At 65.8% G+C, this 20537-nt stretch carries 20 protein-coding genes; 4 read left to right on the forward strand and 16 right to left on the reverse strand.

Annotated features, from left to right (window positions below; translation table 11 throughout):
* Nucleotides 1–87 precede the first annotated feature (87 nt).
* The 15 genes from DOM58_RS14670 to DOM58_RS14740 form a co-directional block, all read right to left on the reverse strand.
* On the reverse strand, nt 88–759 hold the full coding sequence (locus tag DOM58_RS14670; RefSeq protein ID WP_110693470.1) for a DapH/DapD/GlmU-related protein: 672 nt from the start codon (nt 757–759) through the stop codon (nt 88–90).
* A 10-nt stretch (nt 760–769) separates the two neighbouring features.
* Nucleotides 770–1573, reverse strand: coding sequence for a phosphonate metabolism protein PhnP (gene phnP, locus DOM58_RS14675; RefSeq protein WP_110693471.1), 804 nt, complete (start codon nt 1571–1573; stop codon nt 770–772).
* Entirely contained in the window at nt 1570–2121 is a 552-nt protein-coding gene (phnN, locus tag DOM58_RS14680) for a ribose 1,5-bisphosphokinase (RefSeq protein ID WP_110693472.1), read from the reverse strand. Before phnN ends, phnP begins: the two co-directional genes overlap by 4 nt.
* A gap of 25 nt (nt 2122–2146) precedes the next feature.
* Complete coding sequence (locus DOM58_RS14685) at nt 2147–3295, reverse strand: alpha-D-ribose 1-methylphosphonate 5-triphosphate diphosphatase (RefSeq protein WP_110693473.1); 1149 nt, start codon at nt 3293–3295, stop codon at nt 2147–2149.
* Nucleotides 3292–4044 carry a phosphonate C-P lyase system protein PhnL gene (gene phnL / locus DOM58_RS14690; protein ID WP_245392286.1) on the reverse strand — a complete coding sequence of 251 codons (753 nt, stop codon included), beginning with the start codon at nt 4042–4044 and terminating at the stop codon, nt 3292–3294. Before phnL ends, DOM58_RS14685 begins: the two co-directional genes overlap by 4 nt.
* Nucleotides 4045–4057: 13 nt before the next feature.
* The gene (gene phnK / locus DOM58_RS14695) at nt 4058–4873 is read right to left on the reverse strand and encodes a phosphonate C-P lyase system protein PhnK (protein ID WP_075561556.1); all 816 of its coding nucleotides are present in this window, start codon (nt 4871–4873) and stop codon (nt 4058–4060) included.
* Nucleotides 4870–5703, reverse strand: a complete 834-nt coding sequence (locus DOM58_RS14700) for an alpha-D-ribose 1-methylphosphonate 5-phosphate C-P-lyase PhnJ (protein WP_110693474.1) — start codon at nt 5701–5703, stop codon at nt 4870–4872. Before DOM58_RS14700 ends, phnK begins: the two co-directional genes overlap by 4 nt.
* Before the next feature lies 1 nt (nt 5704).
* On the reverse strand, nt 5705–6829 hold the full coding sequence (locus DOM58_RS14705) for a carbon-phosphorus lyase complex subunit (RefSeq protein WP_110693475.1): 1125 nt from the start codon (nt 6827–6829) through the stop codon (nt 5705–5707).
* The gene (phnH, locus tag DOM58_RS14710; RefSeq protein WP_245392287.1) at nt 6829–7542 is read right to left on the reverse strand and encodes a phosphonate C-P lyase system protein PhnH; all 714 of its coding nucleotides are present in this window, start codon (nt 7540–7542) and stop codon (nt 6829–6831) included. Before phnH ends, DOM58_RS14705 begins: the two co-directional genes overlap by 1 nt.
* A 2-nt stretch (nt 7543–7544) precedes the next feature.
* A complete protein-coding gene (gene phnG / locus DOM58_RS14715; RefSeq protein ID WP_110693476.1) occupies nt 7545–7997 on the reverse strand; it encodes a phosphonate C-P lyase system protein PhnG in 453 nt (150 codons plus the stop codon).
* Entirely contained in the window at nt 7994–8749 is a 756-nt protein-coding gene (gene phnF / locus DOM58_RS14720) for a phosphonate metabolism transcriptional regulator PhnF (RefSeq protein WP_075561552.1), read from the reverse strand. The genes phnG and phnF overlap by 4 nt, the downstream gene beginning before the upstream one ends.
* Nucleotides 8750–8783: 34 nt before the next feature.
* Entirely contained in the window at nt 8784–9575 is a 792-nt protein-coding gene (gene phnE, locus DOM58_RS14725; protein ID WP_110693478.1) for a phosphonate ABC transporter, permease protein PhnE, read from the reverse strand.
* A gap of 100 nt (nt 9576–9675) precedes the next feature.
* Nucleotides 9676–10722 (reverse strand): phosphonate ABC transporter substrate-binding protein, encoded by a 1047-nt coding sequence (gene phnD, locus DOM58_RS14730; RefSeq protein ID WP_110693479.1) that lies wholly within the window; start codon nt 10720–10722, stop codon nt 9676–9678.
* A 61-nt stretch (nt 10723–10783) separates the two neighbouring features.
* A complete protein-coding gene (gene phnC / locus DOM58_RS14735; RefSeq protein ID WP_110693480.1) occupies nt 10784–11608 on the reverse strand; it encodes a phosphonate ABC transporter ATP-binding protein in 825 nt (274 codons plus the stop codon).
* Between the two features lie 258 nt (nt 11609–11866).
* Entirely contained in the window at nt 11867–12790 is a 924-nt protein-coding gene (locus DOM58_RS14740) for an SDR family oxidoreductase (RefSeq protein WP_110693481.1), read from the reverse strand.
* A 173-nt stretch (nt 12791–12963) separates the two neighbouring features.
* Here DOM58_RS14740 and DOM58_RS14745 point away from each other — a divergent pair, with 173 nt between their 5' ends.
* Together DOM58_RS14745 and recG are read left to right on the forward strand one after the other, a co-directional pair.
* Nucleotides 12964–13884 carry a hydrogen peroxide-inducible genes activator gene (locus tag DOM58_RS14745; RefSeq protein ID WP_110693482.1) on the forward strand — a complete coding sequence of 307 codons (921 nt, stop codon included), beginning with the start codon at nt 12964–12966 and terminating at the stop codon, nt 13882–13884.
* On the forward strand, nt 13881–15959 hold the full coding sequence (gene recG, locus DOM58_RS14750) for an ATP-dependent DNA helicase RecG (RefSeq protein WP_110693483.1): 2079 nt from the start codon (nt 13881–13883) through the stop codon (nt 15957–15959). Before DOM58_RS14745 ends, recG begins: the two co-directional genes overlap by 4 nt.
* A gap of 18 nt (nt 15960–15977) precedes the next feature.
* On the opposite strand, the gene yccS is transcribed toward recG, so the two are convergent.
* A complete protein-coding gene (gene yccS / locus DOM58_RS14755) occupies nt 15978–18182 on the reverse strand; it encodes a YccS family putative transporter (protein WP_245392288.1) in 2205 nt (734 codons plus the stop codon).
* 307 nt (nt 18183–18489) lie between these two features.
* Between yccS and DOM58_RS14760 the strand changes: the two genes are divergently transcribed.
* Nucleotides 18490–19542: an Lnb N-terminal periplasmic domain-containing protein gene (locus DOM58_RS14760; protein WP_245392289.1), complete on the forward strand. Its 1053-nt coding sequence runs from the start codon at nt 18490–18492 to the stop codon at nt 19540–19542.
* Between the two features lie 43 nt (nt 19543–19585).
* Nucleotides 19586–20470: an oxygenase MpaB family protein gene (locus tag DOM58_RS14765; RefSeq protein WP_110693485.1), complete on the forward strand. Its 885-nt coding sequence runs from the start codon at nt 19586–19588 to the stop codon at nt 20468–20470.
* Nucleotides 20471–20537: the final 67 nt, after the last annotated feature.

Here is a 20537-nt window from a genome sequence, read left to right on the forward strand (position 1 = left end):
CAGGATGGGAGTGCTTTTAAACCAGAGGTGACGCCCGTGCCAGGGGCGAAAAGTGATTCAAGGTAACGAGGACTAGCTTCAGTCAACTCAAGACTGACGAGTTACCGCGCGCGCACTCTCAGTTTCAGCGATCTCAAGAAATGCCGCAACATCGCCCTGGAACAGCGGCAGCATGCGCGCCAGCCGCTCGTGGGGCCATTCCCACCAGGCCAGCGCCTCCAGGCGTCCCGCGGTTTCGGGATCCTCGAAGCGGGGCCGCAACGCCCGAGCGGGATTGCCGACCACGATGGTGTAAGCCACGACATTCTTGGTCACCACGCTGCCGGCGCCGACGATGGCGCCGTTGCCGATGGTGACGCCGGGCAGCACGATGGCTCCGTGGCCGATCCAGACATCGTGACCGATGACGACACGATCCTCGGAACGCCAGTCGAAGATCCGCTCGTCGACGCCCTGGTCGCCGTCGGCGAAGCCGAACTTGCCGGGGCGGTAGCTGAAGTGGTGTAGCGTCGGCCGCCACCAGGGGTGATTGCTGGGGTTGATGCGCACGCTGGAGGCGATCGATGTGAAACTGCCGATCTCGGTGAACATCAGGTCGCAGTCGCGCTCGACGTAGCTGTAGTCGCCGAGCGTGACGTGGTTGAAGACGCAGCGATCGCCCACCTCGGTCCAGGTGCCCAGCCGACTCTCGTGAAGTTTCGCCGTGGGCGCGCAGGTCGGGGCGTCGCTCAGGCGGCGGGAAGCGGGTTGCGAAGACATGAATTTCCTCTCAGAAAAGAATATCGCTGCCATCGGCGGCCAGCTCCACGCCTGCCGGCAGGATTCGGGACGTCGCCATGAAGTCGGCATCCAGTTCGTGACTGATGTGGGTCAGCCAGGCCCGCGATGGCGACAGTCGCTCGATGATCTCCAGCGCCATGGCGACGTTGTTGTGGTTGCGGGGCGTGGTATGCGACTCCGGGTGCGGGGAGTCATCAGACTCCGGATTCGGGGAGTGGTAAGCGTCGGGATGAGTGGCATCGATCACCACGCCGTGGGGCCGCCACTCGCTCAGAAAGCGCTCGGTGGCACCGGGCAGACCCACGGTGTCGCACAGCCAGGCGACCCGATTGACGCCGTCGTCCAGGGCGTAGCCCAGCGTCGGCTTGCTGTGATTGAGCGGTAACGGCGTCACCGTGAGACCGCCCAGCACCAGAGGCCGAAACGGCTTGAGACCGGGCTGGAAGTCGAGAATGCCGGGGTTCTTGTGCAGGTCGGCGCAGCCTTGAGGGTCTTTGGGACCGTGGACCGGAATCGATTTGCCCCGCCCCCAGCGCAGATGCAGAAGCCCCTGCACGTGGTCGGCGTGATAGTGGGTCAGCAGGATGGCGGCCGGGCGCTGACGCTCGCAGCGCGCGGCCAGATCCATGCGGCCGGCGTCGATCAGGATCAGCTCGTCATCGATTTCGATCTCGCCGCAACAGGGCTCGCGTCGGTGGTAGCTCAGCAGCCGTGCCCGCTGGCAGGCCAGGCAGTCGCAGCCGAAACAGGGAACCTGGGCGCTGTCACCGGTGCCTGCGAAGCGCAGCTTCACGCCGAATCGCCCGCTACGGTCTCGGCGTCGAGCCAGGACTCGAGCGCCCTCACGCCATGTGCCAGCTCGCCGCCGTTGTCGATCCGCGGAATATCGCCCAGCACATCCTCTTCGTCGCCGCGCGCCAGTCGCGCCTCGATCTCGGCCGGCGTCTCACGCCCGCGAGCGTTCAGACGTCGGCGCAGCACCTCGGCGTCAGCCACCACCAGCAGCGGCACCAATGCTGCCCCGAATCGCTCGCGTGCCGTTTCCAGCGCGCGGCGGCTGCCGTTGAGCACCACCGTATGCCCCGCCGCCAGCCACGCTTCGATCTCGATGCCGACGCCGTAGTCGAGCCCGTGCGCGCGCCACGAGAGGCAGAACAGCCCCTGCTCGCGCCGCCAGTGGAATGCCTCGCGGGAGAGTTCGATACAGTTCTCCGCCCCGCCGCTGGCCCGGGTGATATAGCGATGCACCACCAGCGCGTCCGGGCGACGCCGTGCCAGCTCGCGCAGCAGGCTGTCCTTGCCGACGCCGCTGGCGCCCATGACGTAGATCAGACGCGACATCTCGGACCTCTCGAAAAATACGCCATCAATGAACCTGCCTACCCGCAGACCAAACTCTCTGCACCACCGGATGATCGTCGATCAGCCGCACCCGCAATAGATCGGCGCGCAGCCCCGGCACCAGGCGTCCACGATCGTCGAGCCCTACCGCTTCGGCCGGTATCCGTGTCGCGGTGGCGACCGCCCGAGGCAGTGCGTAGCCGTTCTCCATCGCCGCCACCCGGAAGACGGCATCGAGCAGCGCCGCCGGATAGTAGTCCGACGACAGGATATCCAGCACGCCCAGCTCGACCAGATCGGCAGCGGCGATATTGCCGGAGTGGGAGCCGCCGCGAACCACGTTGGGCGCACCCATCATCACCCCCATGCCGGCCCGGTGGGAGGCCTCGGCCGCTTCGCGGGTGGTGGGGAACTCCGCAACGCGAGTGCCGTACTCGTGGCTCTCGGCGACGTGCTCGACGGTGGCGTCGTCGTGGCTGGCGATCGCCAGGCCGCGTTCGCGACAGCTGGCCGCGATGGCGCGACGATGCTCGGCGCTGTAGCGCTGGCTGTTGTCGATCTGGGTTGCCATGAAGGCGTTCATTGCCGCGTCATCGAGCTGGTACTTGCCCTGATAGTAGACGCGATACGCTTCGAGGCTGGCGAACTGGCGCTGGCCGGGGGCGTGATCCATTAGCGATACCAGGCCCAGCAGCGGCGATGACGACAGCTCGTTGAACCGTGCCAGCGTGTTGGGATGGCTCACTTCGCAGCGCAGGTGCAGGCGATGATCGACCCGCGCCAGACCGTCGTGGACGATCTGCGATAGCGCCTGGCACATCTCGTCCAGCGCCCGGTGGCGCATGCTCTGCTCGTCGACGTCACCGATCGAGACCGCATCGAACACGGTGGTGATGCCGCTGGCCGCCATCTGGGCATCGTGAGCCAGGGCCGCCTGACGCCCTGGCCATTCGACCTTGGGCCGCGGCTGGAAATACTTCTCCATGTTGTCGGTGTGCAGTTCGACCAGGCCCGGCAGCAGCGTGTCGCCTTCGCAGTCGATGGCACCGGCGGCCTGGCTGGCGCCGCGGTCGATGGCCGCGATCCGGCCGTCGCGGATCACCAGCGTGCCGTCGATCACCTCGTCGTCGAGCACCAGCCTGGCGTGGGTCAGAATCTGTTCCTGCGCGTTCATGACAGCGTCTCCTGAACGTTCGGGGTGAAAGCAGTGCGAGCGCCGAGGCTGTCGTCCAGCGGCAGCAGACGATCGGCGACGCGGTCGCGCACGTCCTCGTCGTGAAAAATGCCGAGCATCGCCGCGCCGCGGGCCTTGGCCTCGCCGATCAGGGCGATCACCACGTCGCGATTGGTGGCGTCCAGCGACGCGGTGGGTTCGTCGAGCAGCAGCAGCGGATGCTCGCCGATGAACCCGCGGGCGATGTTGACGCGCTGCTGCTCGCCGCCGGAGAAGGTACCGGGGGGCAGCTGCCACATCCGTTCGGGCAGGTTGAGACGGGCCAGCAGCGTCTCGGCCCGCTGGCGCGATTCGGCCTCGTCGGCGCCACGCGCCAGCAGCGGCTCCATCACCACGTCGACGGCGGCGACCCGCGGAACCACCCGCAGAAACTGGCTGACGTAGCCGATCACGTCGCGGCGCAGACCGTGCCAGGCGTAGGCCGGCAGCGTCTCGAGGTCGAGCGTGCCATCGTCGAAATGAAGACGAATACGGCCCTGATCGATGCAGTAGTCGCCATGGAGCATCTTCAGCAGCGTGCTCTTGCCGATACCGCTGCGTCCGGCCAGCACCAGGCACTCGCCGGCGTGTAGCGTCAGCGACAGATCGCGCATCACGTCGATTTCGAGCCCGCCCTGGCCGTGGAGCAGAAACTGCTTGTGCAACCCGCTCACCGTGAGGCGAGGTCGAGCGTTCGTCATGGAATGCATTGAAATTCCTCCCTCAGGGCGTCAGGACAGAAGAAACCAGCAGCTGCGTATATTCGTGCTGCGGGTCGTCGAGAATCTGATCGGTGAGGCCGGTCTCCACCACCTGACCGCGGCGCATCACCATCAGCCGGTGGGCGAGCAGGCGCGCCACGGCGAGATCGTGGGTCACCAGCACCACCGAGAGACCGAGCTGACGCACCAGCGTGCGCAGCATGTCCAGCAGCCGCGCCTGGACCGAGACGTCGAGTCCGCCGGTGGGCTCGTCCATGAACACCAGCCGCGGCCGAGTGACCAGGGTGCGGGCGATCTGCAGGCGCTGCTGCATGCCGCCGGAAAAGGTGCGCGGCGCATCGTCGATACGTCCGGGGTCGAGCTCGACCTGGCGCATCCACTCCTGGCCGGTGGCGCGCAACTGACCGTAATGGCGCTGACCTTGTGCCATCAGCCGCTCGCCGATGTTGGCCCCGGCGGAAACGCCCATGCGCAGGCCATCGCGGGGGTTTTGATGCACCAGACCCCATTCGAGGCGCAGCAGCGCCCGGCGACGCGCCTCACCAATGGCGTAGAGATCGAGCTCGGCCTCATCCCGGTCTAGAACGTCTTCTCCGGCATGCCTTCGATAGACCACGCGCCCGGCATCCGGCGCTTCGAGCCCGGCAAGCACGCGCAACAGCGTCGACTTGCCGGAGCCGGATTCGCCGACGATGCCCAGCACCTCTCCGGCATGCAGTTGAAAGTCGATCGCCTCGCAGCCCTTGGCCGGGCCGTAGAGTCGGGTGATGTCCTGAACGTCGAGCAGAACCGGACGTTCCAGTGCCGGCTTCTTCATGCCACTTCTCCCCGCCGGGTCTGGCAGTAGTCGGTATCGGAGCAGACGAACATCCGCCCGCCCTTGTCGTCGGTGATCACTTCGTCGAGATAGCTGTGATCGCTGCCGCACAGCGCGCAGGTGTGCTCCCAGCTCTGGATCTCGAACGGATGGTCCTCGAAGTCGAGACTCTCGACCCGGGTATAGGGCGGGATCGCATAGAGCCGCTTCTCGCGACCGGCGCCGAACAGCATCAGCGCCGGATTGCCGTCGAGCTTGGGGTTGTCGAACTTGGGGATCGGCGACGGGTCCATCACGTAGCGTCCGTCCACCTTGACCGGATAGGCGTAGGTGGTGGCAATGTGGCCGTAGCGGGCGATGTCCTCGTAGAGCTTGACGTGCATCACGCCGTACTCCTCCAGCGCGTGCATCAGCCGCGTCTCCTGCTCGCTGGGCTCGATGAAGCGCAGCGGCTCGGGGATCGGCACCTGGAACACCAGAATCTGGCCGCTTCGCAGCGGCGTCTCGGGGATCCGGTGGCGGGTCTGGATCACGTCCGCCGCGGTGGTCGCGGTGGTGGTCTCGACGCCGGCCACACGCTGGAAGAAGTGGCGGATGCTGACCGCGTTGGTGGTGTCGTCGGCGCCCTGATCGATCACCTTGAGAATGTCGTCGGCCCCGAGAATACTGGCGGTGAGCTGCACGCCGCCGGTGCCCCAGCCGTAGGGCATCGGCATCTCGCGGCCGCCGAACGGCACCTGATAGCCGGGGATCGCCACCGCCTTGAGCAGCGCGCGGCGGATCATGCGTTTGGTCTGTTCGTCGAGGTAGGCGAAATTGTACCCGTCCATATCAACGCTCCTTCGGTTGGGGGCTGGCCGTGTCACGAGCGCTGTCGAGTTCCGCCTGTTGCGCGGCATGTTCGCGGCGCAGGCGCCGGAGCAGATCGAGCTCGGACTGGAAGTCGACGTAGTGCGGCAGCTTGAGATGCGAGACGAAGCCGGCGGCGTCGACGCTGTCGGCATGCGCCAGCACGAACTCCGCCTGCTGCGCCGGGCCGATGATCGGCTCGCCCAGCTCCTCGGCGCGCAGGGCACGATCGACCAGCGCCATGGACATGGTCTTGCGCTCGTTGTGGCCGAAGGCGAGGCCGTAACCCCGCGTGAACTGCGGTGCGGCTTCCCGGCTACCGCCGAACTGGTTGATCATCTGGCACTCGCTCAGCGCGATCTCGCCGACGCAGATCGTCTCGTCCCATTCGTCGACATGGATCTCGACCTCCACTTGGCCCAGGCGAATCTCGCCGGCAAACGGGTGATTGCGGCCGTAGCCGCGTTGGGTGGAGTACCCCAGCGCCAGCAGGTAACCCTCGTCGCCGCGGGCCAGCATCTGCAGTCGGGCGGCGCGGTCCATCGGGTAATCCGGCGGATCGCGGGTAATGTCCGAAGGCTCGGCGCCGTCGTCCACCTCCTGCTCCACCAGCCCTTCGTCGTTGAGCAGCGCCAGAATCTGCGGGCACGCCTCGGCGTCGGTCACGTCATCCCGGGTCTCGGCAGGCGGCACCTCGGCACCGGCCAGCTGCAGAAAGTCGAGCAGGCGGTGGGTGTAGTCGTAGGTCGGCCCCAGAATCTGGCCGCCAGGAATGTCCTTGTAGGTGGCGCTGATGCGGCGTTCGATGCGCATGTTGGCGGTGTCGAGCGGCTCGCTGACGGCAAGGCGCGGCAGCGTGGTGCGATAGGCGCGCAGCAGGAATACGGCCTCGGTGAGATCGCCGCTGGCCTGCTTGAACGCCAGCGCGGCGAGCTCGGGGTCATAGAGCGAGGCTTCGCTCATCACCCGGTCGACGGCCAGGCGCAGCTGATCGCCGATCTGGGCGACCTCGAGTTCCGGACGCTCGCGATCGCCCCGGCGGCGGTCGGCCAGCCAGCGGTGGGCATTGGCGATCGCCTGCTCGCCTCCCTTGACGGCTACGTACATCAGTTCACCTCCTTGGCATCGGCACGCGTGACACGGGTGCTGCGGGGAACCGCCGCCAGCTGCGCGCCGCAGCCGAAGATGACGTCCAATCCCTGCGGGAAGCTGGCCCGGTTGGCGGCAAGCCGATCCATCAGGAGGTGGCAGCCGGCGGCATCGCCGATATCGAGTGCGCGGGTGGTCTCGATGCCAGGCCCGGAGAGAATCCAGGGCTCGGCGTTGGCCAGTCGCTCCACGGCGACCAGCAGCGTGGTGCCGCGGTCGGGATAGGTATCGCTGCCCAACGCAAACGGTGTCTGCGGATCGAAGGACGCGTGGGTCAGCAGCGCGAAATCGGCGTTCGCCGGGTCGTCGGTGATTCGCGCCCCGGTGTGGAAAGTCAGGGCCTCGCGCAGGGCCGGCGAGTCGAGGTCGGCGGCGATCCAGACGCGCGTCTCGAGATCGCAGAGCGTCAGCATCACGCCCCACAGCGCAGCACCCAGTGCGTCACTCGGCGTCACCTGGGGCGGTGCCGGCAACGCCAGTGTCGCAAGCGTGCCCGGTTCGGACATGGCGCCGAGAATCTGGCGAAACAGGCGCTGACTGTCGTGGGCTGGGTCGGCCAGACCAGGCCAGGCTTCATTCATCATTTCTCTCTCCTTCACCACGCCGCTTTCCTTAACCACGCCGCTTTCCTGAACCACGCCTTTCTCCTTCGTGACTGCTCTGTTCTCCATCGTCATTCCCCCCTTACCAGCGTGAAGAAGTCGACGCGGGTGGCGGCGGCGGTGGCAGCGTCACCGCGCTGGCGCTCGGCGAGTTCCTCGACCAGCGGCGCGAGCACCTGCGTCTCGAGTGCTTCCTGCCATTCGGCGTGCTGGGCGACGGCATCGGCCAGCGCGATCAGTTCGGCGTGGCGATGATCGCGACCACGCACCCAGCCGTGGCCGAGGGTGCCGTCGTCGAGAGCGACGCTGGCCCGGGTCAGGGTCATCTCGCCCAGATGGAAGGCGTTGCCGGTGCCGCCGGTGCGCCCCTTGAGCATCGCCATGCCGGTTTCGGGGCCGCGTACGCAGCGATGCGTGGGGAAATCGTCGAGCAGCTCGCCCAGAGCGCCCCAACGGGCCTCGATGTGCTGCCGGGAAGAGAGCGCCAGCAAGCGCTGACGCGCGTTTCGTGATGTGTGACTCATGACGCAACCTCGTCGGTATCGGAATCCATGGGGTCGGTGTCGAAATCAACGTGATAGGAGAGCCGGTCGGCGCGCGCCCGGCCCACGGACACCTCCACCAGCCCGCCGGCGGCATCGGTGTTGTCGCTGGTCATTACCAGCAGCGGCGCATTGAGCGGACACTGCAGCCAGCGGGTGTCGTCGCGATCCGCGGGGACAGCATCGATGCGCACTCGCCGCCGATGCAGGCGCAGGCCGTAGTGCTGGCCCAGCAGCGCCCGGGTGGAGCCGCCGCGATAGCGCTCGAGCCAGCCCGGCACGCGCTCGGGATCGAACCAGTGACGCAGCCGCATCAGCGGGGCATCGTCGACGTAGCGCACGGTATCGACCCGTAGCAGCGGCTCGGCGACAGAACGGCCGAAACGCAGAGCGATCGCCTCGGGAGGCGTCACGAACCCCTGTTCGAGACAGCAGGTGTTCGAAGGCAGACCCAGGCCGGCCAGATTCTGGGTCACCTTGCTGCCGGCGCTGACGGCGTAATCGAGACGCCGATCGACGACCTGGGTGCCGCGACCCTGATGGCGCGTCACCATGCCGGCGGCGACCAGTTCGTCCAGCGCCCGGCGTACCGTGTGGCGATTGACCGCGAAGCGCTTGGCCAGCTGCGCCTCGGTCGGCAGCAGATCGCCCGGCGCGTAGTCGGCGCGCACCTCGCGCACCAGCTCTTCGGCCAGTTCGCGGTAGCGGGGTATCGTCAGAATTTGTCTAGACATCATGTGGCCCAAAAAACCGGGGGAAGCCCCGGCATCAGATGAAGCGCTTGCGAACACGTTGCGACACCATGTCCAGCAGCGTCACGGCAACGATGATCACCAGCATGATCGTGGCGGTCTCGGTGTACTGAAATCCGCGCATGGTTTCCCACAGCGAGACGCCGATCCCGCCGCCGCCGACCATGCCGAGTACCGTCGCCGAGCGGATGTTGGACTCGAAGCGATAGAGGCTGACCGAGATCCACAGCGGCAGCACCTGGGGGATCAGGCCGAAGATGATCTCTTCCAGGCGCCCGGCACCGGTGACGCGCACGCCTTCCATCGGTCCGGCATCGGTGGCTTCCACCGCCTCCGAGAACAGCTTGGCGAGGACCCCGGTGGTGTGGACGAACAGCGCCATGGTCCCGGCGAACGGCCCCAGGCCAACGGCGACCACGAACACCATCGCGAACACCAGCTCGTTGATCGCGCGGCACGCATCCATCAGCCGTCGTACCGGCTGGTTGACCCACCACGGCGCCAGGTTGTCGGACGAGAGCAGGCCGAACGGAATGGCGAACAGCACCGCCAGCAGCGTGCCCCAGATGGCGATCTGGATGGTGATCAACATCTGATCGATGTAGTGATCGAGACTGCCGAAGGTCGGCGGCACGAAGTCGGCGGCGAGCGTGGCCATGTTGCCGGCGTTGGTGACCAGCAGGCTCGGCGCCATCTCGGCGCCCTGCCAAGCCCAGCCGAGGACGACGACGGCGATGACCCAGCCGAGCAGTGTGGTCCAGCTGCGTTTACCCGATCGGGCTCGCGCATCAAGTGTGGAAGTGGTCATGCATGGACTCCGCTGCATCGATCATGAAGATGGCCAGGGCGGTGGGAACGTCGAGATCCGCCCTGGCCTGTCAGAGACTCGTGTTCAGAACACGTCTTCTTTACTGGGTCGCCATCGCGGTGCTGTTGTCGGCCTTCTTGGCCTGCGCGGCTTCGCGAGCGTCCATGCGCTCGTTCAGCGACTCGAGACGGGCATCGAGATCCGATAGCTGCTTCTGCTTGTCGTCGGCATCGAGCGAATCGTCGGCGGCGATCTGGGCGCGCTGCTTGAACAGTTCGAGCTGACGGATCGGCAGCAGCTGGTCGTTGTCGGAAGCGGAAAAACCGGACCACTGCAGCGGCTCGAGAATCTTTTTCTGCTTGGCGGTATCGCCGTAGCTCAGGAAGAAATCACGCAGCTCATCCTTGGTCTGCTGGGGCAGATTGGTGCGCCAGACCAGCGGATCGGAGGGGATCAACGGCGACTTCCAGATCACCTTGAGCTGATCGGCCTTCTCGGGATGGGTGATTTCGAGGCGCTCCATGCTCTCGGTGTTGAACGTGGCGACATCGACCTGGCCGTTGGCCACGGTCAGCGCGTTGGTCTCGTGGTTGGCGTTGAGCGTGCGCTTGAATGCGGTTTTGGGATCGACGTGGTTCTTGGCGAAGACGTAGTAACCCGGTACCAGATAGCCGGAGGTGGAGTTGGGATCGCCGTTGCCGAAGGTCAGCTCGCTGGCGTGCTCGAGGATATCGTCGACGTCGTTGTAGGGGCTGTCCTTGTTGACGATCATCAGGCTCCAGTAACCCGGTGCGCCGTTGGCGGCGACGGTCTGGGCGAAGATCTCGCCACCGGCGCGATCGACCGCTTCCATGGCCGACTTGTTGCCGTACCAGGCCAGGTCGACCTTGTCGAAACGCATCGCCTGGATCACCGCGGCGTAGTCGGTGGCGAAGAACGGCTTGACCTCGACGCCCAGCGCGTCGGCCATGTCGTCCAGAAACGGCTGCCACTGGGTCGACTGGTTGGTGCTCGACTCGGTGGAGATGATGCCGAAGCGCAGCGGCTGGTCGGCGGCCTGTGCCGAGCTGACGGCAAGCGTGCTGCCAAGCAGGCCGAGCCCGGCGATCAGCGGCAGAGCCGCGCGGCGTAAGCAAGATGAGATCATGTCGTTTCCTTGAAGGGTCGGTGGTGGTGGATCGGTTGTTATGGGCTCGTGTTCGCCCGGATCAGCCCACCGCATGCAGCGGCGGTGCGATCCGGGGATCGGGTTGGCGGGACTCGAGTTCGTCGAGGCCGGCGTTCTCGTAGAGCGTCTGCAGGCGGTTATCGGTGAGGCCTTCGATCGGCCCGTCGTAATAGAGCCGGCCGAGCTTGAGCGCGATGGCACGACGGCAGTAACGGCGGGCGACCTCGACCTGATGCAGCGTGACGACGACGGTGCGGCCATCCTCGCGGTTGATCCGCTGCAGGATTTCCATCACCTCGCGGGCACTGCGCGGATCGAGCGAGGCGATCGGCTCGTCGGCGAAGATCACTTCCGCCTCCTGGACCAGCGCCCGGGCGATGGCGACCCGCTGCATCTGGCCACCGGAAAGGGTATTGGCGCGCTGATGGGCCAGGCCGACGATGCCGACGCGCTCCAGCGCGCGCAGCGCCAGATCGCGTTCCTGCTGGGTGAAGCGGCCGATCAGCGCCCGCCAGCGCGGCATCGCACCGAGATGGCCGATCAATACGTTGGTCAACACGCTGAGACGGCCGGCGAGATTGAACTGCTGGAAGATATAGCCGCAGCGACGGCGCTGTTCGCGGCTGGCGCCGAGCAGACGCCCGCCGCGCTGTACGTCGCGATCCAGCACCCGCACATGGCTGTGCGAATGGCGGTCGGCACGGCTCAATCCAACGAGATGACGCAGCAGGGTCGACTTGCCCGAGCCCGACGGCCCGATCAAGGTGACCATTTCGCCGTTGGCGATCTCGAACCCGACCTCGCGCAGCGCGGCGTGGGTGCCGAAGGATTTGTCGAGCCGTTCGACGCTAATGATGGCGGTCATACGATTCGTCCCGGAAAGTGTCGGGCCGTGGGTCGGATCATCAACCCCTGGCCCCGAAATGTTGAACACAGTCTGGCGGTGTCGTGTGACGGTTATTTATCTAGACAATTAAGAAACGGTGACAAAGCGGAGGGCGGGAGGGGTAACGAAAAAAGCGCCCGCAGGCGCTTTTCCATGTCTATCAGCGGTTTGACGATTCGTGTCATGTCGTTGACACGAATTCGTCGTCGAATCGTCATGCGGGATCGAGGTCGAGCTTCAGGCTTTCGCCTTGCTCGGCTTGGCGCCGGACTTCTTCCGGGCACCGGCTTTTTCTTCGGCCGGCAGGAAACCGCCCTGCTGCAGCACGTCCTCGTAACCTTCGCGGAAGGTGGGATAGCGAAACGTGTAGCCGGAATCCAGCAGCCGCTGGTTGTTGCAGCGCTTGCTCGAACGACGACGCAGCGGAGACTGGATGACGTCCGGCGTCTCGACCTTGAGCCGCTGGGCGATCCAGGCCATGACTTCATGCAGCGGCGCCGAATCGCAGTCGCTGGCGAGATAGATCGGCTCCAGCGGCTTGCCATCCAGCGTCAGCTGGATCAGGTGGGCGATCACGCCCGCGCAGTCGTCGCGATGGATGCGGTTGGAATACATCGGCGGATTGGAAGCGGCAATACGGCCTTCACTCACCTGGCGGATCAGGCGATCGCGTCCCGGACCGTAGATGCCCGAGAAACGCAGCGCCGTGCCCGGCAGATCGTGCGCGAGCAGGGCCTGCTCGGCTTCGCGCATCAGCGTGCCGGAGAAGCCGTGGGGCTCGGTTTCGGTGGTTTCATCCACCGCTTCGCCCGCCTGCTGGGCGTAGACACTGGTCGAAGAGACGAAAAATATCCGTTCGGGCTTCTTTTTACGGGAGCCGAAGGCCTGCAGCACAGTCTTCAGCCCCGTCGGATAAGCCGCTTCGTAGGCGGACTCCTCGAACCGGTCCGCGGTCACCGAATAGACGATGATGTCGGCGTCCGGCAGCGCCGCCAGCGCGGCCTCGTCGGTGACGTCCAGCGCCACCGCCTCGATACCGGTTCCATCGAGCGCAGCGACATTGCGCCGCGCGCCGATTACCCGCTGGCCGGCGTCGATCAACTGCTTCCCGAGCTGGGTGCCGATATCGCCGCAACCGAGAATTAGCGTAGTTTTCTTCACCTTTCCCTAGCCTCTTGGTAAAACGTCCTTGATGATTCGTCCTTGAGGACGCGCACAACCACGAGAACTGCGTACCTGTCGACTCATTCGCGCCACTGAGTCGACTTGTTCATCCGCCGTCGCTTTATTCATTCGCCGTATCGCGCAGACAGGGAGCCTTTCGGTCCCAGCTAATGACTCTAACAGAACTCCGCTACATCGTAACCTTGGCCCAGGAGCGCCACTTCGGTCGCGCCGCCGAACGCTGCTTCGTTTCTCAGCCGACGCTTTCGGTGGCCGTCAAGAAACTCGAGGACGAACTCGGCATTGCTCTGTTCGAACGCTCCAAATCCACCGTCCAGGTCACCCCGCTGGGAGAGCGGATCGTCGAGCAGGCCCAGCGCGTGCTGGAGCAGGCCACGCTGATCCGGGAGCTGGCCACCGAAGGCAAGGATCAGTTGATCAGCCCGCTGCGAATTGGCGCCATCTACACCATCGGCCCCTATCTGTTTCCGCACCTGATTCCGGCTTTGACGCGCATTGCCCCGCAGATGCCGCTCTATATCGAGGAGAGTTTCACCGGCGTGCTGCGCCGCAAGCTGCGCAGCGGCGAACTCGATGCGATCTTCGTGGCGCTGCCGTTCAACGAGCCCGATGTCGTCACCAAGACACTCTACGAGGAGCCGTTCGAGGTTCTGCTGCCAGCCGGCCATCCGTGGACGGAGAAGGCGGCGATCGACAAGGAGGACCTGCTCACCGAACGTCTGCTGCTGCTCGGCGAAGGCCACTGCTTCCGTGACCAGATTCTGGAGGCCTGCCCGGCGATCAACGCCCAGCTCAACAATCCCTCGAACACCCTGATTGCCGAGGGCGGCTCGCTGGAGACCATTCGTCACATGGTCGCCTCGGGGCTCGGCATCACGGTGCTGCCCAAGCTGGCGATCGGCACCAGTCACTACGAAAACGGCCTGCTGGAGAGCCGCCCGTTCAAGGGCAGCGCCCCCAAGCGCAGCGTGGCGCTGGCGTGGCGCGCGAGTTTCCCGCGACCCAAGGCGATCGATGCGCTGATCCAGGCGATCGATAAAATCCAGGGCAGCGACGTCGAGGCCGCATGAGCCTCGACCAACCGATTACCGAACTCTCCGGCGTCGGCGAAGCGCTGGCCTTGAAGCTGGCCAGACTCGGCGTAGAACGGATCGCCGACCTGCTGTTCCATCTGCCGCTGCGCTATCAGGACCGCACCCGGATCACGCCGATCGGTACGCTGCGTGCCGGTACCGAAGCGGTGGTCGAAGGCGAAGTCAGCGCCGCCGAAGTCGTTCGCGGCCGTCGCCGCAGCCTGCTGGTCCGGCTCAAGGATGGCTCCGGCATTCTCAGCCTGCGCTTCTTTCACTTCTCGCCGGCTCAGCAACAGCAGTTCACTAAGGGCGTTCAGGTGCGCTGTTTCGGCGAAGCCCGCGCCGGCAGCACCGGGCTCGAGATCTACCATCCGGAATATCGCCTGATCCAGACCGAAGCGGCGCCGGTGGACGAACATCTCACACCAATCTATCCAACCACCGAAGGGCTGGCACAGCCGCGCTTGCGGGCCCTGATCCAGCAGGCGCTGAAGCGGCTGGCCCAGGCGCCGGAGAGCCTGCCGGAGTGGATTCCCGAGCCGCTGCGCGGGCGTTTTCGTCTGCCGGGGCTGATCGAATCGCTGCGCTATCTCCACGAACCGCCGCCGGACGCGCCCCAGGAGCGTCTGGCCGACGGTCGTCACCCCGCCCAGCGACGATTGGCGCTGGAAGAGCTGCTGGCGCATCAGTTGAGCCTGCGCCAGGTCCGCCTGCGGATTCAGGCCGACGGTGCCCCCAAACTCGCGGCGAGCAGCAATCTGCAAGCGCGCTTTCTGACTCAGCTACCGTTCTCGCTGACCCAGGCCCAGCGCCGCGTGCTCGAAGAGATCGGGCGCGATCTGGAGCGCGAAGTGCCGATGCTACGGCTGGTCCAGGGCGACGTCGGCTCGGGCAAGACCGTGGTCGCCGCCATGGCGGTGCTGAACGCCATCGCCGGCGGCTGTCAGGCGGCGGTGATGGCACCCACCGAGATCCTCGCCGAGCAGCACTTTCGCCAGTTCCGGGCTTGGCTCGAACCGCTGGGGATCGAGGTCGGTTGGCTGGCCGGCAAACTCAAGGGCAAGGCGCGCCTCGACACCAAGGCCGCCATCGCCGACGGCCGCGTGCAGGTCGCCGTGGGGACCCACGCGCTGTTCCAGGAGGACGTGATCTTCCACCGGCTGGGGCTGGCGGTGATCGACGAACAGCATCGATTCGGCGTTCACCAGCGTCTCGCGCTGCGCCAGAAAGGCGAGTCCGGCGGCCTGACCCCGCATCAGCTGATCATGACCGCCACACCGATCCCGCGCACCCTGGCGATGAGCGCCTACGCCGATCTCGATCTGTCGGTGATCGACGAGCTGCCGCCGGGCCGCACGCCGGTGCACACGGTGGCGGTACCCGACGAACGCCGCCCGGAGGTGATTCAACGCATCCGCAACGCCTGCGCCGAAGGGCGCCAGGCCTACTGGGTCTGCACTCTGATCGAGGAGTCGGAGACGTTGACCTGTCAGGCCGCGGAAGTCACCCGCGATACGCTGGTGGAAGCGCTGTCGGAGCTCAACGTGGGCCTGGTCCACGGGCGCATGAAGGCGCAGGAGAAGGTCGAGGTGATGGACGCCTTCAAGCGCGGCGAGCTGGACCTGCTGGTGGCGACCACGGTGATCGAGGTCGGGGTCGACGTGCCCAACGCCAGCCTGATGATCATCGAGAATCCGGAGCGACTGGGGCTTTCCCAGCTGCATCAGCTACGGGGTCGGGTCGGCCGCGGGCGCGTCGACAGCTACTGCGTGCTGCTCTATCACCCACCGCTGTCGAACCACTCGCGCCAGCGCCTCGGCATCCTGCGTGACACCACCGACGGCTTCAAGGTGGCAGAGAAGGATCTAGAACTGCGCGGTCCCGGCGAAGTGCTCGGCACCCGCCAGACCGGCCTGGCGCAGATGAAGATCGCCGATCTGGAGCGCGACCGCGACCTGCTCGATACCGTCACCGCGCTGGCCCAGGCGCTACTCGAAGAAGCCCCCGACGCCGCGACCCCGCTGATCCGCCGCTGGCTGGGTGACGAAGCCGGACGCTACGGGCAGGTCTAGACTCAGACACGGGCTGCTTCAGGTTCGCTCTGAGACGTTCCCGGCGGCCTTCTCGACACCGTTCATCGCGTTCGACGTTTCATCCGGCCGCGCCACCAGCCGCCCTGCCGCCTCGCTCATCGGCACCAGCTGGCGGCTGATGTGCAGCAGCTGGGTCTGGATCACGCGGCGCTCGTCGTCGGCGTCATCCTGGGCGGCGGCGGGCTCCTGCTCGAAGATCGCCATCAGCGCGCTCTGCTCGTTCTTGAGCTCGGGAATCGTCTGGCGTGAGGCAAGACTGGCGGCGATCGAATCGAAGCCATCGGCGATACGGCGGGCGGCGGCATGGATCTCGGCGTCGGCCTCGCTCGGCGTCAGCGTGCCTCGATGCGCGCCCAGCGCGGAGAGATAGCCCAGCAGCGTGTGAGACACGACCAGAAACCGGAAGCCCTCGTCGGCGTCCTTCTTCCGATAATGACCCGGCTCCTGCAGCATGTTGGCGAGCACCGTGGAGAGCGCGGCGTCGGCGTTGTGGGCGTTGCGCCGGGCCAGCCGGTAGGCCAGATCGTCCTGCTTGCCGGCTTCGTACTGATGGATGATCTCGCGCAGGTAGAGGGTGCTGTTGGTCAGCGCCGTCGCGGCCACCTTGTGCAGCCGCCGCCCCTGCCAGTCCGGCAGGATGAAGAACACCGCCAGGCCCGAGATCAACGCGCCGATCAGGGTATCGATCAGTCGCGGCAGGATCAGATCGAAGCCGTCGCCGACCTGGTTGAAGCTGCTCAATACCAGCGTGGTGATGGCGGCGGTGGCAATCACGTAGTGCTTCTCGCGATTGGCAAAGAAGGTGACGCCGGCGACGACCGCGATCAGCGACTGGATCAGCGGATTCGGGAACAGGCTGATCAGCGCCCAGCCCACCACCAGACCGAGTACCGTGCCGACGATGCGCTGGCGCAGGAAGCGCCGCGTCGCGCCGAAATTGGGCCGACACACGAACAGCGTGGTCAGCAGGATCCAGTACCCTTGCGTCGGATGGACCAGATGCAGCACGCCGTAACCTACCAGCAGTGCCGTCGACAGCCGCAGCGCGTGGCGAAAGGTCGGCGAACCCGGGGTCAGGTTGAGCCGGATGCGCTCCCAGGCGTCCTTGAAGCTGCGCGGTGAGCGATTGAACAGCGTTGCGTCCTTCTGATCGGCCACGGCGTCCGGATTGTGGGCGCTGGAGAGCTGATCCTCCAGCGTCGCCAGATTGCGGCCCAGCGCCTGCAGCGATCGCAGCAGCGGGGTCCATGCCGGATTGCGCTGGGCGCGCAGATACACGATCGAGGCGCGCAGATCCTCCAGCGCCTGCTCGCTCTGGCCGTGCTCGAACGGCTGACGCAGCAGCAGCGCCTTGGCCAGACGCTTGCAGGCCCGGCCCTGCTGGTCGAGCAGGCGCTGGCAGCGGAACAGCACGTCGTGGTGGAAGAACGCCTCCGACAGCGCGGAATAGGGGTAGTGCGAGGCGCTGACCCGCTCGTGGATGTCCTGGGCAATGAAGTAGAGCCGCAGGTAACGGTTGAGCTTGCGGCTGCCTCGCTGGCCCTCCAGCCGCCGAAAGATCATCTCCTTGGCCTGGTTGAGCGCGGTCACCACGCGGCCGTTCTGGCGTGCCAGCGCCACCCGTCGGCTTTCGACATCGACCCCGCGCAGCGGCTCGAACAGCGTCGCCTTGATGATCAGGTATTCCCCCAGCTCCCGATACAGCTGGGCCATGCTCTGCTTGACCGGCTGGCGCGAGAACAGCGCACACCAGATCACCGAGATCAGCCCGTACCAGGCGGCGCCCGCGACCAGCAGCAGCGGCTGATGCCAGAAATTGCCGTCGGTGGTGCCGCCGTGCTGCTCGATGTTGATCATCGAATAGACCGACAGGATCAGCGTTGCCGAGGCGATGGTGGCGTAGCGCTGCTCGACGGCGCCGAGCATGATGAAGGTGAACGCCGACAGCGCCAGGCCGGGGGCGAACAGCCAGGGCCAGGGAAACAGCAGCTCCACCGAGCTCGAGGCGACCAGAAAGCAGACCAGCGTGACCAGCAGGGCGCGGACGCGACCTTCCCAGTTGTCGTCGGTCTCGGACAGCGCGCTGGCGATGATACCCAGAAACAGCGGGATGGCGAGCGCGATCTGGTCCTGGGACCAGCTCAGCGCGATGGCGCCGCTGAACGCCAGAAATACCCGGAAGCTGTAGGCAAACTTGTCCAACGTCCACAGCTGGCGCAGGGAGTGGGAAAACGAATCGGAAATTTCGGTCTCTCCAGGATTGTGGTTATGCCGTCACGATAGCGCGCTCGCCTCAGCGGGAACAGATACCACCGACGGTGAACGGATAGAGAACCTGACCAACGCTTAGACTTTAGTATAACGTCGTTGATCCTGTCGGCCGCAACGTCTTTTGCCTTTATCCCGACCCTGGACTTCGGCATGATCGGGATTTAGCGGACGGCAGAGGAAAAGCGTGGGACCGACCAGGAATTTGCATCGAACCGGCATAAGACGCGTACTGGGGTTCGTGGCTCAGCTACTGCGTGCCGTGGTGATGCTGAGCGTGATCGGCTGGGGTGCGCTGGCGCTGCATTTCGAGCTGCCGGGGCCGCGCCCGCTCGTCCTCTCTGCCATTGCCGCGTGGGTGCTGATCGGCGGCACGGCGCTGATCGCGCCATGGCGGGTCCGCCGGGGTTCACCTCACCAATCGCGCAGAGAACGCGTGGCCCTGGCGATTCGGCTGACGTTCACGCTGGCCCTGGTCGTCCTGGTTAGCTGGTGGCAAAGTCTCGAGCCCAGCAACGATCGCGAGTGGGCGCCGGACGTGGCGCGGCAACTGGCGGTCGAACGCGACGGCGACCGGATCACGCTTCACAACGTGCGCGACTTCGAGTGGCAGACGCCGGATACGGCGATACCGCGCTGGGAAACCCGCGAGTACGACCTCTCTCGGCTCGACGCGGTGGATATGGTGGTCTCCTACTGGATGGGGCCGGCGATCGCCCACACGCTGGTCACCTTCGGTTTCGACGACGGCCGCCATCTGACCTTCTCGGTGGAGATCCGGCGCGAGAAGAACGAGGCATTTTCCATCAGCGGTGGCTTCTTCAAGCAGTTCGAGCTCAACCTGATCGCCGCCGACGAGAACGATATCCTGCGCCTGCGCAGCAACGTGCGCGAGGAAGACGTCTATCTCTACCGGGTCGGACTAACGCCCCAGGCTCGTCGCGAACTGTTCCTCGCCTATCTCGACGAAGCCGACCGGCTGCGCCAGACACCTGAGTTCTACAACACCCTGACCAGCAACTGCACCACCATCGTGTTCGACATGGTCGACAAGATCGTGCCCGGACTGCCCCGGGATATTCGGCTGATTCTCTCCGGCTATCTGCCGGAATACGTCTACGATATCGGCGGGCTGGACACGAGCCACCCGCTCGAGTTCCTGCGCAGTCGGGGGTATATCGATCCGCGCGCCCGGGAGATTCCGTACAATGCGGGGAGCGAGGCCTTCTCCCGCGCCATCCGCGACGGTGTTCCCGCTGCCGATGGCGAGATCATCCAGGCCTCGTCGCCCTGAACTGAGCTTAATAACATGACCCCAATAACATGATCTCAATGCCATGACTTCCCTGCGTGACGCCATCGAAAATCGCATCAGTCACCTCACCGGGCGCACGCTGGGCGGCGTGGACTACACCCAGCCCAAGGGCGATCCGGGTCTATTCGGACCGGAAACCGTGGCGTGGAAAGTCCACGGCGAGTTCACGCCGATGATGTGCGGCGGCGTCAGCGCGCTGCTGCTGCAGATGCTGCACCCGCTGGCGCTGGCCGGCATCTGGGACCACTCCAACTTTCGTCAGGACATGATCGGCCGACTGCGCCGCACCAGCCAGTTCATCGCCGTCACCACTTTCGGCTCCCGCGACGACGCCGAACGCATCCTCGATCGAGTCCGGCGGGTCCACGATGGGGTCAGCGGTCAGGCCGCCGATGGCACGCCCTACGCCGCCAATGACCCCGAGCTGCTGGTGTGGGTGCACGTCGCCGAGATGAGTCGATTCCTGGCCGCCCACCGGCGCTACCGCAATCCGGATCTGAGCCTTGCCGATCAGGATCGCTATTTCGCCGAGACCGCACGCGTGGCGGAAGCACTCGGCGCACGCGACGTTCCCAGGAGCCGAGCGGCCATCGAAGCCTATCTGGACCATCAGCGCCGCTACCTGGTCTGCGATTCGCGGACGCGCGACGTGATCGACGTGCTGCTGCACGCGCTGCCGCCGAGCCCGATCATTCGCCCCGCCGGGGCGCTGTTCATGCGTGCCGGCATCGATCTATTGCCACCCTGGGCAGCGACACTGCTGAGTCTCGAGATGTCGACGCTCGAGCGTCACGCCGTACGTTCCAGCATCCGCACCATCGCCCCGGTGGTGCGCTGGGCGGTGCGCAACGGCTCCTATCGTCGCGCCATGGAACGCATGCAGGCCCGCGAGCAGGCTCGGCACTGAGGCTCGGCTCCGGCACTAACCAAGCCCCTGCCTAAGCCCCTGCCTAAGCCCCTGCCTAAGCCCCGAC

The sequence above is a fragment of the Salinicola halophyticus genome (assembly GCF_003206695.1).
Classification (GTDB): Bacteria; Pseudomonadota; Gammaproteobacteria; order Pseudomonadales; family Halomonadaceae; genus Salinicola; species Salinicola halophyticus.

Excerpts from the sequence above, each read along its gene's own strand:
- DOM58_RS14670 (WP_110693470.1), bottom strand. The coding sequence starts at position 759 with ATGTCTTCGCAACCCGCTTCCCGCCGCCTGAGCGACGCCCCGACCTGC.
- phnN (WP_110693472.1), bottom strand. The coding sequence starts at position 2,121 with ATGTCGCGTCTGATCTACGTCATGGGCGCCAGCGGCGTCGGCAAGGAC.
- DOM58_RS14685 (WP_110693473.1), bottom strand. The coding sequence starts at position 3,295 with ATGAACGCGCAGGAACAGATTCTGACCCACGCCAGGCTGGTGCTCGAC.
- phnL (WP_245392286.1), bottom strand. The coding sequence starts at position 4,044 with ATGCATTCCATGACGAACGCTCGACCTCGCCTCACGGTGAGCGGGTTG.
- phnK (WP_075561556.1), bottom strand. The coding sequence starts at position 4,873 with ATGAAGAAGCCGGCACTGGAACGTCCGGTTCTGCTCGACGTTCAGGAC.
- DOM58_RS14700 (WP_110693474.1), bottom strand. The coding sequence starts at position 5,703 with ATGGACGGGTACAATTTCGCCTACCTCGACGAACAGACCAAACGCATG.
- DOM58_RS14705 (WP_110693475.1), bottom strand. The coding sequence starts at position 6,829 with ATGTACGTAGCCGTCAAGGGAGGCGAGCAGGCGATCGCCAATGCCCAC.
- phnH (WP_245392287.1), bottom strand. The coding sequence starts at position 7,542 with ATGGAGAACAGAGCAGTCACGAAGGAGAAAGGCGTGGTTCAGGAAAGC.
- phnG (WP_110693476.1), bottom strand. The coding sequence starts at position 7,997 with ATGAGTCACACATCACGAAACGCGCGTCAGCGCTTGCTGGCGCTCTCT.
- phnF (WP_075561552.1), bottom strand. The coding sequence starts at position 8,749 with ATGTCTAGACAAATTCTGACGATACCCCGCTACCGCGAACTGGCCGAA.
- phnE (WP_110693478.1), bottom strand. The coding sequence starts at position 9,575 with ATGACCACTTCCACACTTGATGCGCGAGCCCGATCGGGTAAACGCAGC.
- phnD (WP_110693479.1), bottom strand. The coding sequence starts at position 10,722 with ATGATCTCATCTTGCTTACGCCGCGCGGCTCTGCCGCTGATCGCCGGG.
- phnC (WP_110693480.1), bottom strand. The coding sequence starts at position 11,608 with ATGACCGCCATCATTAGCGTCGAACGGCTCGACAAATCCTTCGGCACC.
- DOM58_RS14745 (WP_110693482.1), top strand. The coding sequence starts at position 12,964 with ATGACTCTAACAGAACTCCGCTACATCGTAACCTTGGCCCAGGAGCGC.
- recG (WP_110693483.1), top strand. The coding sequence starts at position 13,881 with ATGAGCCTCGACCAACCGATTACCGAACTCTCCGGCGTCGGCGAAGCG.
- DOM58_RS14765 (WP_110693485.1), top strand. The coding sequence starts at position 19,586 with ATGACTTCCCTGCGTGACGCCATCGAAAATCGCATCAGTCACCTCACC.